We start from the raw sequence: 15375 nt of genomic DNA, 5'->3' as shown, positions 1-15375 counted from the left end.
TCATTTAACACCACGTTCACTTAACAAGGTGAAGGGCTCCCCCATGGTACTTTTGTTAAGAATCCTATAAAAACAAATTACTTTCTAAACCTTACAAACAAATGAGAACACTTAAAAATTTGTTGTTACTTTCTGGTTTGGTCGTTGCAACCTCTTGCGATCAAATTGATGACTTTATTGGAGGAGGTGATGACGATGGAGAACCTGAGGGAACTATGTTTGAAAACAAATCGGCCTTGGAACCTCTGGTAGCCATTCAACCGCAATTCAACTTCGTTGAGGCGTATTCATTAATCAGCTCTACTGATGTACTTGAGAACGGATATCGTTTTGTTGGTGCGGCTGATGGTGCTGGTTTTTTAAAGGACCCTAATAGCGACGGGTACCTTTATATTGTAAATTCGGAGGACGATTATGCGGTTTCCAGAATTGAATTGGACAAAAACCTTACTCCAGTAAAAGGGGAATGGTTACTAAACTCTGGAGTTGCTGATTTCGCCCGCCAATGTTCTGGAACTATGTGGGAAAGAGATATTCACGGAGGCTCTACAGACTTGTTCCTTTCAGCATCTGAAAACTATCACTTTGATGTCAAAGGAATCGACCCTTACATTGCTTCTCCAACACCCACAGCAGATTTTGGATTGGATGCACTGGGAGAATTCAATTGGGAAAATGCCGTACCCCTTCCGCAAGGAGCTTACATCGGTAAGACAGTAATCATAGGCGGAGATGATGACTCAAACGGTTCCGAAGGACAGATTACATTATACTATTCTGAAAATGGGGATGCAGATTTGAATGGTGGAGAAGTATACGTTTTACGTTTAACAACTGTTGACTCAGGAACAGTTGATGGTGATGGTAATCCCGTAGCGCAAAATGCGGAACTTGGAGTTATGTACAATGAATCCAATATGGTTTTTGGTGAGACCTACGATTTTGAATTCGTGAAAATCGAGGATGGGGCCAGTTTGACCAAAAGTGAAATGGAAGATGCCTGTGTAGCGGTTCAAGCTACTCAGTTTATGAGAGTAGAAGATGTTGACTACCAAAAAGGGAATTCTGCAAACAACAGGAATCTGTTTGTAGCAGTTACAGGTAGAGGTCCTGGCCGAGGAACTTACAACGATTGGGGAACGGTATACAGATTGGAATTAGATACAGATTCTCCTTTCACAGGAAAGATAACTCAAATCATAAGTGGAAATACAGATAGCAATAATATGGATGGAAACTTAGCCAGTCTTCAAAGTCCTGATAATATCTGTGTAACTGAGAATTTTGTTTATGTTCAAGAAGACCCTAACTCCTTCTCAAGGGGTCATGCCGCTTACATCTATCAATCGGATTTGAGTGGTAACAACATAAAAACTGTATTGGAATTTGTGGTTAGACAAGATTTAGACCCAGCTGGAAGCACTAGTTTTAGTGGAGAATACGGCGCGTTGGAGGACATCTCGGAAAAAGTAGGGGTTCCAAATACGTTCTTATTGAATCTTCAGCCTCACTACTGGCAAAGCGATGATTTCAAGAATGTTGATGGACATGACTTTGAAACCCGTCCAGAATTTGTGCCTGGAGATAGACCTTTCGAAGACAATCAAGGGGGTCAAATTGTAATCTTAAGAGGATTACCTAGATAGAAGTTTATATTTTAATACAAGGCCTCCATTGAAAAATGGGGGTCTTTCTTTATAAAAAAAGTTGCTGCAATGAAACAAATTCTACTGTTTACCACCCTTTTCTTCTTGTTGATGGCTTGCAAAGAAGAGCCGAAAATCAAAACTCAGGTTCTGGAAAAGAAGAATATGGGATTGGTAGATTGGAAACCTGCCCAAGATTATTATTCAAAACACATTACAGAAGCACTGGAGCAGGTCCAAGGGTTGGATAGTTTACCCATGACAGGAGAGGAAACTCAGAAAAAATTTGAAGCTATACGCGTTTCCTTTAAGAAAGCTGAACCGTATGCGTCTTACCTTAATCCTGAAATTGGCCACAGGGCAAACGGACCTGCATTGCCCATTGTCACCGATGATACCCAACGCGTTCTGCTACCCATAGGACTGCAAAAACTTGAAGAGAGCATTTATGAAGGAAAAGAAAGTGAGGAACGCTATCGAAAGGAAATAGAGATAATGCAGGGACTTTTAAGAAATTTAGAAAGCAACGTAAACACAAGGGAATTAACGCCCCAACGATTTTTCATTGCTACCCATCAACAACTAATGCGAATTGTTAGCTTGGGTATTGTTGGCTTTGATACGCCAGTTAGTCTGCTAGGGCTTAAAGAGACCGTTATATCATTGGAAAGTCTTCACGAAGTTTATGGTCTTAGTATTCAGAAATTGATTCAGGAGAAAAACCCGGAATTGGACAAATCCTTTGGGACCAATATTAACCGAGCCAACCAGTACATAACTTCCAACCTTGATTTTGAAAGTTTTGATAGGTTTACCTTCATAAAAGAATACCTGAACCCTATCACTCGAAACTGGGTTGAGATTCGAAAAACAGCTGATATTTGGGAACCTGTCAATAACAAACCCTTTAATTTTGATGCACCTACTTTCTTTGAAACAGATGCTTTTAATTTGGAGTTTTTTACTCCTCCAATAAATAGGAACCCTTCAGAGAAACGTATCGCTTTAGGAAAAAAACTGTTTTTTGACCCAAAACTATCCGAAAATGGAAACATGGCATGTGTTACATGCCACAACCCCGGTAAAGCTTGGGCTGATGGTAGGGTAGTGAATTTGGATAAGGATGGGAATCCTTTGCAGCGCAACACGCCGACCTTAATCAATGTAGCGTTTCAGCGTTCCTTTTTCTGGGATGGGCGTTCGCCTAACCTCATGGATCAGATTACCAATGTTTTTAACAATGATGACGAATTCGATAGTTCGGTACATCAGTTTTCTACGAAGATTTTATCGGATACCACATACATTTCCTTGTTTAAGGAGGCCTATGGGAAGATTCCGAAACGGAATACAGAGATAATAAGGGCAATTTCCTCCTATGTATCGACTTTAAATGCGTTTAATTCTAAATTTGATAAAAACATTAGGGGAGAAGAGGATACTTTCACAGAAGAAGAAAAACTTGGATTTAACCTTTACATGGGGAAAGCATTATGCGCTACCTGTCATTTTATTCCTTTGACCAATGGAACTGTTCCGCCTTTCTTTAATGAGCATGAAAAGGAGGTAATTGGAGTTCCTGAAACAGCAAAAAACGAGAAATTGGATGATGACTTGGGATTTTATTCCCTTCCAAATTCTGATGTAAGGGTTTTTTACGGCATGTTCAAAACACCTACCGTGCGAAATTCGGAATTAACCGCTCCATATATGCACAATGGTGTTTACAATACTTTAGAAGAGGTAATGAATTTCTATAATCTTGGCGGAGGAGGAGGAATGGGCTTTGATCTTCCATATCAAACGCTTCCATTTGATAACCTTCAACTTACCAAAGAAGAGGAGAAGGCATTGGTTGCATTCATGAAAACTTTAACCGATACAGAGGTAGGAGAGAAGGTTTATTAGAATTTCTCGAATACTCCCAGTCCGAAAAGGGCGAAATCGTATTTAACTGGATCCAACGGATTCAGTTTTTTTAGCTTCTTATCCAACTCCAACAAAGCCTTGGCATCATTTTGTTTTCTCTTTATAAGTTTCAACTTTCGTGCAACATTCCCTGAATGCACATCCAACGGACAGGATAATTGACTGGGTTTTATGGTCTTCCATAGACCAAAGTCCACACCAGCTCTACTATCTCTTACCATCCATCTTAGAAACATATTTATGCGCTTTGCCGCCGAACCTTTACTAGGGTCTGAAACATGCTTTTCTGTTCTTTTGGCATGAGGCAGTTCAAAAAAAAGTTTCTTGAATTCCGTTATGGAATTCTGTAATGATTGTGGTTGTTGATGCTCAGAAAACACCGATTCCAACCCACCATGGTTAGCATAAATGTTTCTCAGTCCTTGAATAAAAAAGCATAAATCTTCACTATTAAAAGTTCTGTGCACAAACGAACGCAACGAATCTAAATCTTTTTCAATATGGTTCATAATGAAATCGTGAGGCGCTTGGTCCAAAAGCTCCATCAATCGAGAGGCATTGTTTATTATACTTTTTCTATTTCCCCAGGCAATAGTGGCCGTCATAAAAGCACTGATTTCAATGTCCTGCTTTTTAGAGAACCTATGGGGTATTTGTAGTGGGTCATCCTTCAAAAAATCCGGGTTTTCATAGAACTCGGCCTTTTCATCAAGAAATTCTTTAAGTTCGGCTTGGGTCATAGATAAAAAATCAAGAAACGATAAGACCATCCACCATGGTCAACTTTCTATCCGCCATATTGGCCAGTTCTGAATTGTGGGTGACCAATACGAAGGTTTGTCCAAACTCGTCCCTTAGCTGAAAAAACAATCGATGTAGTCTATCAGCACTTTCCGAATCCAAATTTCCACTGGGTTCATCAGCAAAAATCACAGAAGGATTATTGATGAGCGATCTTGCCACAGCTACCCTTTGTTGTTCCCCACCAGAAAGCTCACTGGGTTTATGGGAATATCTATCTGACAGCCCCAAAAAATCCAAAAGTTCTTTTGCACGCTTCTCGGCCTCAGGCTTTGAAGTCTTTTTGATAAAAGCAGGGATGCAAACATTCTCCAAAGCATTGAATTCTGGCAACAGTTGATGGAATTGAAAAATAAAACCGATATGTGCGTTTCTGAAACGTGCCAATTCCTTATCCGTGAGTTGGGTGACATCTACATTGTTTATAAACAAGGAGCTATCCTCTAAATTGGAAGGAGAATCCAAAGTCCCCATAATTTGAAGTAATGTGGTTTTACCTGCTCCCGAAGCCCCTACAATGGAAACTACTTCTCCTTTATCAACTGATAAATCAACTCCTTTAAGAACATCGAGGTCTCCAAAGGACTTTTTAATATTTGTTGCCTTTATCATATGTATGCGTTGGAGCAGTGAAAGTAATCATTCCGAATGAGAGCCAAAAGCTGAAAATTTGAAAAGAAGGTTTTTAAATATTTGCCGACTAATAATGGAATGCTAAGGCGTTTTATGATATTGTAAAACCAACAAGTTTGTTTAATTTTATCGTCAATATGGATAAACAAAATAATTCTACAGAATCGATAGCAATTTTTGCTGGAGGGTGCTTTTGGTGTACGGAAGCCGTTTTTCAGAGATTGAATGGAGTAAAAGAGGTAATTTCTGGGTATACCGGAGGTTCAATTAAGAATCCAGCGTATCGTGAGATTTGTACTGGAAGAACCGGTCATGCTGAAGGTGTAAAAGTAGTTTTTGATGCTTCAGAGGTTTCATATACAGAACTCTTAGAGGTATTTTTTGCAACCCATGATCCTACAACTTTAAATAGACAAGGTAATGATGTGGGTACCCAGTATAGAAGCGAAATTTTTTATACCAGTCAACAACAGAAAGAAGAAGCTGAAGCTTTTATTTCTTTGTTAGAGAAAGAAAGAGTTTTTGGTTCCCCAATAGTGACGGCAGTTTCGGAGGAAAAGCCTTTTTATAAAGCTGAAATTGAGCATCAAAATTACTATAATGATAACAAGATGCAACCATACTGCCAGTTCATCATAAATCCTAAAATAAAAAAGTTGAATCAGCATTTTTCAAGCAAATTGAACGCAACATCCTAACAGATTATAAACCATTTTGCTTTCCCTTTCTTTACGAGTAATGGTATACGAGATGCAAAACAGAATTAAACTGATTACCAGCTTTTAGGCGAATTTGGGAAGATTGAGATTTTACATCAATTTCTTAAACCTACCAGGTCCGATTTATAATAGGGTATTTTTCTCTTTCAAGCCGTTTTGCTATTTTTCCGCAATGGCAAAAGAAAAAGATTCAAAATATAGAGACCTATTTTTGGGTCTACTGTTTGATGGTATTGGAATGCTCTCATTTGTCATACCTGGAATAGGAGAGTTTTCTGATGTTATTTGGGCTCCGCTTGCGGGTTGGCTTATGACCCAATTGTATAAAGGTAAGATGGGTCAAGTTGCAGGTGTGGTGACTTTTGTAGAAGAGCTGGTGCCCGGATTGGATGTTGTGCCCAGTTTTACCTTAATGTGGTTGTATACGCATGTTTTTTCTAAAGGAAAAAAATAAGGGAGCCTTTTACGAGAACTCCCTTAGTGGAAAACTAACAAACCTCACATTTGTTCTTTTCCAAGTCAAAAACGATTTATTGAATCGTCAAGTCAAATGTTAGGTTAAAATCAGGCTCACCATCTTCAGAGGTAGAAGTGGATGTTTTTACAGGAGTTTCATTAACAGGCGGTTGGTGCTGCAATCTCGCCGTAAAAGTACCCATAGTTGTACCTGTGGCAGCAGTGGTCCAATTAGTACTTAAGCCCACCGGGTTGCCATTATCATCCTGATCGTTATAGTTTATTGCTCCCGTAGCAGGAGAAATATTACCAGTACCCGTTGGGCTGTCAAAAGCACCATCGGTGAAGCTAAAGAAAAATTGGTGTTCGTCATCTTCGTCCAAGATTTCTTCACCTATATCTTCTACATCATCCGGATCCAAAGCGTTCAGGATTATGAAAGTTAACGTATACTGCGTGTCAGCCGCTAGGGCGATTCCACCTTGAACCTGTAGCTCTGCAATACCTTCTCCATCTGGATCTACCGCTGTTGCAGTTATTACATCCATAGGATCGGCATTGTTTGTAAATTGTAATGTTACACTGGTGATAACTTCCAACTCATCTTCTTCCCCGGGAGCGTCGTCATCATCACTACAACTTGCTATGGTTAACGCGGCAAATAAAATTGCCAATAAACGTAGATTCATTAATTTTTCAATTGTTTTCATTTGTTACTTTTTTTTATTTGTTTAATTGTTTCTGTAATCTAAAATCTGTTTTCAAATTTTATGTAATCAAGGAGGTCGAGTGATAATTGACCTCTTTTTTGGGGCACTTTGTTCAGTCATTTTTTTTTGATTTAAAAGAATAGTTCAGGGTAAAAAGTATATTTCTTCCCGGCTCATCCGCAAAGTATCGTAAATCATTTAAATAGTTTCTATAACGTGCATTTAAGAGATTAGTTACGGCTATGTTCGCGCTGAAGGCCTTCCATTTTAAGTTCCAGGATAAATCCAACAGGAAATAGCCGTCCGGAGCATCTGCAAAGTCAAAAATTTCAGAATCAGTAGTGATTTCCACAGATCCATCCGCAAGACTTTCCAAAGGAATTGTTCTTGGCGCCTGAAATTGCCTAAACGTGTAGCTAGGGCGTATCGTTAGTCTTGAAGATTCAAATTTCCATAGCTTTCCGTGATCCCATTGCAACTCATAATCAGTGGAAATCGGAGGCTGGTTTATCAAGTCTCCTTCGTTATCCGGGGTGGTGGTCCATAGATAGCTAAAACCAAAAGTTCCAACTATATTCTTTGTCCATTCTCGCCTCCAACTATAATCTGCTCCAAGAAAAAGAGCATCAACTTGGTCGAAGAAAAAAGCTGTATTTGGGCCTCTTACGGTTCCAAAAACTCCGATAGGTCGATCAAAAACATAGTTTTCAATAAAATGGGAGTAGACCGTAAGATTGTGTTGATTACCATTTTTGGTGGTCTTGAATTCATTGATGAATTTATAGCCTCTTTCGGGTTCCACATCACTATCTTCAAACCGAATAACTTCGCTGGTACTTGAGGTACCATCTGTATTGCTAAATCGAAGTAGGCCAAAAATACTTTCGTATCTCTGTTGTCCAAAGCTGAACAACTCAAATACGTTTGGAGTTCTCCAAGCGGTTCCAATATTTGTTCTGAAGGTGGTGTTTTCGTTGAACCTCCTTATATAGCCCAACGAGGTCGTCAAGTTGGTGAAATTGTAGTTGTCGCGAAAAATATCCTGGTTGGTCTCCCTACCTCGTACATCGTTGGATTCAAAGTCGACTCGTACCCCTGCTTCAAAAGTATTTTTTCCAAATCCTAAGCTCTCGGTTATAAAAGCACTATATCTGTCTATATTATAGTTGGGAACAAGTGGAGTGGTTTGTGTACCAGGATTATTGTCATTATTCTGGCTAAAGTATTGAACTCCTATCAGGCCATTCAGTCCGTACCATCTGGGATGTTGCCATTCCAATTGATAGTCATAGGTGAGTAAATCGAGGTCAATAATAGGGAGATTGGAATTTCTTCGTACATCAAATTCATCCCTTTGATTCAATTGTATTCCTCCTCTGAAGGTCAATTTTGCATCATCCGAATACCACCAGCTAATTTCCGCTTTGGCTAGATGGTGCTGAACATCCTGATTGGGCTCATCAATATCATAAGAAAAAGGATTGATGATAAGAGGTTCTTCGGCATTTATAGACCTTATAAAAGTATCTGCACTACCTGCTATTGATGATCGTAATAGTGCAAGATTTTGGTCTATAAAGCTGTAATTAATTTTAAAATCCCAATTTTCAAGATGACGAAGAACACCAAAACCAAAGGCTTTTTCTTCCCTTCCAGAGTTGGTTAAGTTGTAGTCAGGGGTCTTCCTGTCACCAATTCTTATATAGCTTCCATTGATATAGTAACTCCATTTGTCCGTACCCTCACCAATTTCCAAGTTGGCATTATAACCTCTACCATTAGTTTGATAGCCCGTTCCAACATTGGCATAAAGAGGATTATTTAATAATAAAGGGTTGGATTCCACTATTATGGCCCCACCAAGGGCCTCGGGCCCATACCGAACCCCTGCGGCACCCTTGACAACAGTTATACTATTTGTCGAATTTACATTAATTTCAGGAGCGTGTTCTCTTCCCCAGGTTTGAAAACCATGTTTTAGCCCATTATTGAGGATTAAAATTCTATTTCCAGATAGGCCATGAATAACTGGAAGCTCAACATTAGTTCCCGTTGAGGCGAAAGTAACACCTTGTTGACTCGATAAAACGGATGCTAAGGTTTGTGTAGGTTTACTGATGATTTCTTCTTTGCTTACTGTGACTTGGGCTATGGATTCAGTTCCTTTATCCTTGTTTATTTCAGCCTGGATAGTTACCTCATCCAACCCAACAATGGTCGGTGTTAAATAAAAATGGGGCGATGACCCATGATCATGATGATGCTCGTGTTCTGATTCTGAATAACCAAGACAAGAAATAATGAGGGTGTTGGTTTCCGAACATACCCCTTCTATCTTAAAAATACCGTCTTGATTGGTAAGGTCATATTTGTCCGTATTGCTTACCCTCACCGTAACATATGGTATGGGTGCCTTAGTTTCCGCATCAAGTACTTTTCCGCTAATAGATAGCGTACAAGGATTCTTTTGGGCAACAATGGAAGCTGAAACAAACACCAAAAACAAAAAAAAGAATGATTTTAAATTCACTTTATACCAAAATCGTGAGAATCTATACTGAGTTTGAACAAGAGCTCAGCATATTAATTTAAAGGGTTACATTACAAAGCTTTAAACTAAATAAGTCCTTATATACCCCCCTGAACTGAGAATACTATTCTAATGAAGCTTATGAGTGGGGTGGAGGTCTGGAAAAAAGGAGATTTATATTCGAACTAGAAGAAAAGGACTTTGACTTTAGAGGCGCCTTTTCTTCAATTGAAATAACATGATTTATGTCTGTGAAGAAGGGAATAGGAATATCCAAATCTGAGGCTTGGTTTTCTAGGACCAAATCACAGATTTCACAATCATCGATGGCTTCACAGTCTTCATCGTGATGTGCGTGCACATGAAAGGCGGATACCTTGACGAGTATCAGGCCAGAAAAAAGTAAAAGACCAAAAATCTTTTTCATGTGCAACATGCTGCAAATCTAGGTAAATTGAAGAACTCTATAATGTTAATAAAACCATAATTAGGGGATTAGGAATCCTAAACCCATACGCTTGAGCATTTTTTTCTCAAAATTCCAGAAAAATGAGAATTGACCAAATAGCCATCCGAAGAAGACCAAGAGTACTTGATAAATGGGAAAGATAAGGAGAATGCGTGCTGTCCAAAAAATCCAATCACTAATTATTCCTTGCTTCAAGCCTATCAATTCGGTTAAAGGACCTGCCAACTTTCCTGAAATACTCCCGGTAATAGCAAAAACAATGAATATGGCAATCATTTCCCAACGTTCTTCTACGGGCCATTTATTGGATAGTTTTTTAAAACACCACAAAAAAAGCTTGACCATTACATAATACCCTAAGGCACCCGCTCCTAAAGTAAAAATCCATTCAAAAACGGTGTTGTTAAGGTCAAAAAGATGTAGTAATCGTCTTGCAATTAAATATGCTGTTATCAAAGTCAACAAGACTCCTAGTATAGGAAACAACAACTGCCAATTTTGGGAAATGTCCCACCTTTGTTTAATTTTTTCCATCAATACAATTTCGATGGCAAAAATAACACATTAAATTCTTGGAAAGAAGGGACCTAGCCTTTGATTATACTTCCTTTGGAAGTAAATAAAAAAGTTATAGAGTTTGTAATTTACCTCATATCCGTAGTCTATGGAAGGACTATAGTCTATTTGAAATTGATATAGCTGTGGGTCAAAATTGAAAGGTTGCTGTACCCGGATGTTCCATTGGATAACCAGTATATTATTCCTGTTTTCAAGAAATTGTTGGGAATAGAAACCTTCGGGCCGGGCAATACCTTTTAACCAAGCATTGAAACCAGGTTCAAGAATTATTATATCATATTCGGTTTCTTCGTCAGATATTTCGACGGGATCCTCATCTTCCAAATTAAAATAGGCTTTCTCCTCTTCGGAAATGTTCAGAGAGTCTTTTTGAGAAAATGTTTGCGAGGTGAAAAAAATGCAAATCCCAAGAGAAATACATTTTAAGATAGTTTTCTTTTTCATATAAAGATAATATACAAAAAAGCCATTTGAATTTTCAAATGGCTGTGTTAAAATAAGTTAAGGATTTTTTACTTTCCAAAAAGGCCTCCTAGAATTCCACCAAGGCCACCGCCTTTTTTGCCTCCACTGTTCAGTACCATTCCTGCTAAATCGTCAATGACACTTCCATCTCCATCAGAATCGAGGAAAGTCTCAATCAAAGATTGTTCTTTTTGTGTATTACTACCTCCCATAAGTCCTCCTAAAAGACCATTTAAGGCATCAGGACTGCTTAGATTCTGCTGCTTAGTTTGTTTTCCTAAATATCCAAGAACAAGAGGTGCCGCTATTTTAAGAATTTGTGATATTGCCCCTGCATCAATTCCTGACTTGCTGCTTAATGCATTTTCAACTTGGGGCTGTTTGCTCCCAAAAACATGACCTAATATGCCGGCTCCATCATCCATTACTCCTTGGTCAACTCCACCGCCGAATAGGCCTCCTAAGTCGTCCAAAATACTGCCGTCATGTTTTGAGGATAAAGCATTCATGAGTCCTTGAGCGCCTCCAGGGGTTGAGGCATTCTTTTTCATTGCCCCCATAAGCAATGGCATGGCCATACTGAGAACGTCGGCGGTTTTATTTTCCGGTTGTCCCGTTTGTCCGGCAACCCCGCTTATCAATTGTTTGCCCATTGGGCTATTCAGTAAATCTAATAATCCTGACATTTCTAAAAGTGTTTAGTATGAATTGGTAATGTACAAAAAAGTAGGTTTTCCCTTAAGCTGATATCACAAAAACAACACTAATTTAAGAGAGAAGTTATTTGAGTGGCCAATTCCAAACCAATTCTATCTTGTGCTTCGTTTGTGGAGGCACCTATGTGAGGAGATAATGAGATTTTGGGATGCATTAAAATCTTGATTTCGGGATTGGGTTCGGATTCAAAAACATCAAGTCCTGCAAATGCCAGTTTTTCCGAATTCAAAGCTTCAACCAAGGCTACTTCGTCTATAATTCCTCCTCTTGAAGCATTGACGATTCCTGCCCCGGCTTTCATCATTTCGAACTCATTTTTTCCCAAAACATAGCCATTTTTTTGAGAGGGAACATGAATGCTAATGAAATCAGATTGCTTTAAAAGTTCATCCAATTTAGATACAGTCAGTTTAATAGTTACGGATTGACCATCGAAGAAATCCATGGTTAGATCTGCTTCTTCGTGATGATGGTCATTAAAAAGCACTTTCATTCCCATTCCAAGGCCCATTTGGGCCGTTGCCCTCCCAATTCTTCCAAAACCAATAATGCCCAGGGTTTTGCCTTTGAGCTCATGTCCTTCTGAGTAACTCTTTTTGAGTTGTTTGAAGTTACTGTCTCCCTCTAAAGGCATATCGCGATTGGCATTATGCAAAAAACGTACACCATTGAGCAAATGTCCAAAAACCAACTCTGCCACGGATTGTGATGAGGATGCGGGAGTGTTGATTACATGGATTCCTTTGGATTTGGCATATTCCACATCAATATTGTCCATACCAACTCCACCACGACCAATCAATTTTAAGCCAGGACAAGCATCTATCAATGATTTGGTAACTTTCGTTGCGCTTCGCACCAAAAGAACGCTAATCCCATTTTGGTTGATATAATTTTCAAGCTGCTCTGGGGCCACTTTGGTAACAATTACCTCTATACCTTCTTTTTCCAATGCATCAATACCTGATTGCGAGATGCCATCATTGGCCAAAACCTTGTGCATATATTATCCTTTTTTCTCCAATTCACTCATTATATCGACCAGCACGCCAACACTTTCCAATGACATGGCATTGTACATTGATGCACGATAGCCGCCTACCGAACGATGCCCATTGATTCCATTTATCCCTGCTTCTTTGCACTTTTCATCAAAAAGTTCCTTCAACGTCTCATCTGTGATATTGAAGGTGGCATTCATGATTGAGCGGTCCTCTTTTGCAGCAAAGCCTGAAAAAACAGGATTCAATTCAATTTCGGAATAAATGAGATTGGCTTTCTTCTCATTGATTTCTTCAATTGCCGCAATTCCTCCTAAATCTTTTAACCATTGTAAAGTAAGCATGGATACATAAACAGCAAATACTGGCGGAGTGTTGAACATACTGTCCTTGTCAGCATGAACCTTATAGCTCAGCATGGAAGGGATTTTTCGGGAGACCCTATAAAGAACCTCATCCTTTACCACTACCAAAGTTGTTCCTGCAGGCCCCATATTCTTTTGAGCTCCCGCATATATAAGGTCAAATTTTGAAAAGTCTAGCTGCCTTGAAAAAATATCGGAACTCATATCACATACCAAAGGGACATTGGTAGTTGGAAATTCCTTTATCTGTGTCCCAAAAATGGTATTATTTGAAGTTAGATGTAGGTAATCCAAATCACTGGGAACCTGATATCCCTTAGGGATGTAATTGAAATTTTGGTCTTGTGATGAAGCTACTTCAACAATTTCCCCTAGGAGCCTAGCTTCTTTAATGGCTTTAAGACTCCAAGTACCTGTGTTTATGTATCCCGCCCTGTTTTCCAAAAGATTGTAAGCGGCCATCAAAAACTGTGTGCTAGCTCCTCCTTGTAGGAAAAGTGCATGGTATCCCTTGTTTTCCAAACCCAAAAGCTCTAAAGCAAGGGAGCGTGCCTTTTCCATAATGGCCACAAACTCTTTACTACGATGGGAAATCTCTATTAAGGAAAGACCAATACCATCCAGTTCTACAACAGCTTCCGAAGCTTTTTTCATTACTTCTTGTGGTAGAATGCACGGTCCCGCACTAAAATTGTGTTTTTTCATTTTCTTGAAAAAATTTGGTGTTCATTTGAATGAAGGCCAAAGGTCTTAAAAAAACTTGGAAGGCAAAACCCGAATTAGGAAGTGTTGAAATCCTTAGAGGTTTAGCAGGAAATCTAAGGTGTCTACCCCATCTGCGTAATCGTTTAAGTCTGGGCTCTGTGTCTGTCCAAATGGAATTTCATCATCAAACCATCCTTTTGAAACAATGCACTGAATTTGCTCACTCTTGTTTTTAAGGTCTTTTTTCAGTATTGATTTATCTTCATAAAACTCATAAAACAAACAAGCGATAGGGGAGGAAAATCCTTCATCTTCCTTCAACACTAGAAAACCATTATCCATGATTTTGATATTGCTCATTAAGTAAACTGCCTTATTATAATCATAGTTGTTGGCATATTTGTTTTGATTGATGATATCTTGAAATCCGAAAATGGCCGTGTAGAATTTATCAAAATCGTATCCCTTTGGTACATAAAGCTTGGAAACATTGCGGCATCCTAAGCCATAATAGCGGAACACATCATTTCCCAACGCTTTCAATTCATCCTGATTTTCATTACCGGATAGTACAGCCACAGAATTTCTATTCTTTCGAATAATATTGGGATATTTACCAAAATAGTATTCAAAATATCTACTGGTATTGTTGCTGCCAGTTGCTATTACGGCATCGAAGCCTTCCAATTTTTCTTCAGTAAATTGGATGTAACCTTTAAGATATGGAGCATTTGCGACTAGTATTTCGGTTAAAAACGGGAGCAAAAGCCTATCATTTGATGAAAGTTTGACTAAAACTTTATTTCCAGAAAGCAATACGCATAAAAAATCATGAAAACCCACTAAAGGGATATTGCCAGCCATGATGATGGCCACCGTTTTCGGTTTTTTCTTGCTGGTACTATCATATACTTCCAACCATTTGTTTAAGTTATTTTCCGTTAGCATATTGGCCCATTGCTGTATTGAAAACTCTAAATTTTCCGGAGTAAACCAGCTATTTTGGGCCTCTGCTTTCAAAAGAACTCCTTTAAAATCTTGAAACGGGCCTGTATTTGGATTGTTTTTTTCTACTAGGTAGTTAAACAAAAAGCTTCCAAGTTTAACAAAAGCTTGCAAAGTGGACGATTGTTCCATTATTATATTTGTATACTAGTTTACTAGGATTTATTTTTGTCCAAAAATACGCAGCCTTATAAGATTCAGCTAAAAGAAGAAGGAAATTATGGCAATTATAATAACAGACGAATGCATAAACTGCGGTGCTTGTGAGCCAGAGTGCCCGAATACAGCGATATACGAAGGAGCCCAAGAGTGGCGATACAGCGATGGAACTTCATTGACAGGAAGTGTTGTTCTACCTGATGGCAAAGCGGTGAATGCTGACGAGGTTCAGGAACCTATCAGTGATGAAATCTACTATATATCACCAGATAAATGTACGGAGTGTATGGGATTCCATGAAGAGCCACAGTGCGCTGCTGTTTGTCCTGTAGACTGTTGTGTGCCTGATGAAGACAGGGTGGAGACGGAAGAAGAATTGTTGGGCAAACAATCGTTTATGCACCCAGAGTGAGAAAGAATTTCTAAGATTTAAAGCCCGAACCATGGTTCGGGCTTTCTTTTTTAAGCTATCTGAATCCTAAATTC

16 protein-coding genes are annotated in these 15375 nt (G+C 38.9%); 5 read left to right on the top strand and 11 right to left on the bottom strand.

Annotated features, from left to right (window positions below):
* Nucleotides 1–101 precede the first annotated feature (101 nt).
* Both CLV81_RS17205 and CLV81_RS17200 read left to right on the top strand, forming a co-directional pair.
* A complete protein-coding gene (locus CLV81_RS17205) occupies nt 102–1646 on the top strand; it encodes a hypothetical protein (protein WP_106146711.1) in 1545 nt (514 codons plus the stop codon).
* A 69-nt stretch (nt 1647–1715) separates the two neighbouring features.
* Nucleotides 1716–3554, top strand: coding sequence for a cytochrome-c peroxidase (locus CLV81_RS17200; protein ID WP_106146709.1), 1839 nt, complete (start codon nt 1716–1718; stop codon nt 3552–3554).
* Here the strand turns inward: CLV81_RS17200 and CLV81_RS17195 are convergent.
* Nucleotides 3551–4315: a TIGR02757 family protein gene (locus CLV81_RS17195; protein WP_106146707.1), complete on the bottom strand. Its 765-nt coding sequence runs from the start codon at nt 4313–4315 to the stop codon at nt 3551–3553. The genes CLV81_RS17200 and CLV81_RS17195 overlap by 4 nt on opposite strands.
* Nucleotides 4316–4325: 10 nt before the next feature.
* Nucleotides 4326–4988, bottom strand: a complete 663-nt coding sequence (locus CLV81_RS17190; protein ID WP_106146705.1) for an ABC transporter ATP-binding protein — start codon at nt 4986–4988, stop codon at nt 4326–4328.
* A gap of 158 nt (nt 4989–5146) precedes the next feature.
* Between CLV81_RS17190 and msrA the strand changes: the two genes are divergently transcribed.
* Together msrA and CLV81_RS17180 are read left to right on the top strand one after the other, a co-directional pair.
* The gene (gene msrA, locus CLV81_RS17185) at nt 5147–5707 is read left to right on the top strand and encodes a peptide-methionine (S)-S-oxide reductase MsrA (RefSeq protein ID WP_106146703.1); all 561 of its coding nucleotides are present in this window, start codon (nt 5147–5149) and stop codon (nt 5705–5707) included.
* Between the two features lie 193 nt (nt 5708–5900).
* Nucleotides 5901–6182: a hypothetical protein gene (locus CLV81_RS17180; protein ID WP_106146701.1), complete on the top strand. Its 282-nt coding sequence runs from the start codon at nt 5901–5903 to the stop codon at nt 6180–6182.
* 76 nt (nt 6183–6258) lie between these two features.
* Here CLV81_RS17180 and CLV81_RS17175 read toward each other — a convergent pair whose 3' ends face one another.
* The 9 genes from CLV81_RS17175 to CLV81_RS17135 form a co-directional block, all read right to left on the bottom strand.
* Nucleotides 6259–6873, bottom strand: a complete 615-nt coding sequence (locus CLV81_RS17175) for a GTP cyclohydrolase (RefSeq protein ID WP_245912075.1) — start codon at nt 6871–6873, stop codon at nt 6259–6261.
* Between the two features lie 133 nt (nt 6874–7006).
* Nucleotides 7007–9424 (bottom strand): TonB-dependent receptor, encoded by a 2418-nt coding sequence (locus tag CLV81_RS17170; protein WP_245912074.1) that lies wholly within the window; start codon nt 9422–9424, stop codon nt 7007–7009.
* Nucleotides 9425–9563: 139 nt separating this feature from the next.
* On the bottom strand, nt 9564–9851 hold the full coding sequence (locus CLV81_RS17165; RefSeq protein WP_146129933.1) for a hypothetical protein: 288 nt from the start codon (nt 9849–9851) through the stop codon (nt 9564–9566).
* Between the two features lie 60 nt (nt 9852–9911).
* Nucleotides 9912–10427: a DUF6787 family protein gene (locus CLV81_RS17160; protein ID WP_106146696.1), complete on the bottom strand. Its 516-nt coding sequence runs from the start codon at nt 10425–10427 to the stop codon at nt 9912–9914.
* A gap of 30 nt (nt 10428–10457) precedes the next feature.
* Nucleotides 10458–10916, bottom strand: a complete 459-nt coding sequence (locus tag CLV81_RS20675; protein WP_106146694.1) for a DUF6146 family protein — start codon at nt 10914–10916, stop codon at nt 10458–10460.
* A 68-nt stretch (nt 10917–10984) separates the two neighbouring features.
* Nucleotides 10985–11623, bottom strand: a complete 639-nt coding sequence (locus CLV81_RS17150) for a DUF937 domain-containing protein (protein WP_106146693.1) — start codon at nt 11621–11623, stop codon at nt 10985–10987.
* Nucleotides 11624–11700: 77 nt separating this feature from the next.
* Complete coding sequence (locus CLV81_RS17145) at nt 11701–12657, bottom strand: D-2-hydroxyacid dehydrogenase (protein WP_106146691.1); 957 nt, start codon at nt 12655–12657, stop codon at nt 11701–11703.
* Between the two features lie 3 nt (nt 12658–12660).
* Nucleotides 12661–13725, bottom strand: coding sequence for a 3-phosphoserine/phosphohydroxythreonine transaminase (gene serC, locus CLV81_RS17140; RefSeq protein WP_106146689.1), 1065 nt, complete (start codon nt 13723–13725; stop codon nt 12661–12663).
* 93 nt (nt 13726–13818) lie between these two features.
* Complete coding sequence (locus CLV81_RS17135) at nt 13819–14862, bottom strand: acyl-CoA reductase (protein WP_106146687.1); 1044 nt, start codon at nt 14860–14862, stop codon at nt 13819–13821.
* 88 nt (nt 14863–14950) lie between these two features.
* Between CLV81_RS17135 and CLV81_RS17130 the strand changes: the two genes are divergently transcribed.
* Nucleotides 14951–15301 carry a 4Fe-4S dicluster domain-containing protein gene (locus CLV81_RS17130; RefSeq protein WP_106146686.1) on the top strand — a complete coding sequence of 117 codons (351 nt, stop codon included), beginning with the start codon at nt 14951–14953 and terminating at the stop codon, nt 15299–15301.
* Nucleotides 15302–15375 lie beyond the last annotated feature (74 nt).

This window comes from Flagellimonas meridianipacifica (genome assembly GCF_003001695.1).
Classification (GTDB): Bacteria; Bacteroidota; Bacteroidia; order Flavobacteriales; family Flavobacteriaceae; genus Flagellimonas; species Flagellimonas meridianipacifica.
Note: the sequence above shows the minus strand (reverse complement) of the source record. Positions and strands in the feature narration are given on the sequence as shown.